This is a genomic window from Janibacter sp. RAF52, from assembly GCF_052114035.1.
In the GTDB taxonomy this organism is placed as follows: domain Bacteria; phylum Actinomycetota; class Actinomycetes; order Actinomycetales; family Dermatophilaceae; genus Janibacter; species Janibacter hoylei.
In genome coordinates this window covers 1-398 of the sequence record NZ_JBFRDY010000030.1, presented here as the reverse complement: position 1 = coordinate 398, position 398 = coordinate 1, and the positions used below count along the sequence as shown (strand labels likewise).

At 65.8% G+C, this 398-nt stretch carries 1 protein-coding gene; it reads left to right on the top strand.

The genetic code is table 11. The features are described from left to right. On the top strand, positions 1-398 hold a 398-nt coding region (locus AB4Y78_RS15615; protein WP_441737302.1), incomplete at both ends, for a peptidoglycan-binding domain-containing protein.

The window sequence follows — 398 nt, the reverse complement described above, 5'->3', positions numbered from 1 at the left end:
CGCCGACGGCGTCTTCGGCTCCGGTACGGAGAAGGCCGTCAAGGCGTACCAGAAGTCGAAGGAGCTGGACCAGAACGGCATCGTCTCGCCGAACGTCTGGCGTGCTCTGGCCGGTCTGAAGTACACCAAGACCGACCCGGCCAAGCCGGATGCGCCCGGTGGTGCGCTCGCCAAGTACCTCGAGACCAAGGTCCGCAAGGGCGACCGTGGTGCCGCCGTGACGGCGCTGCAGAAGAAGCTGAAGATCGACGCCGACGGCGTCTTCGGCTCCGGTACGGAGAAGGCCGTCAAGGCGTACCAGAAGTCGAAGGAGCTGGACCAGAACGGCATCGTCTCGCCGAACGTCTGGCGTGCTCTGGCCGGTCTGAAGTACACCAAGACCGACCCGGCCAAGCCGG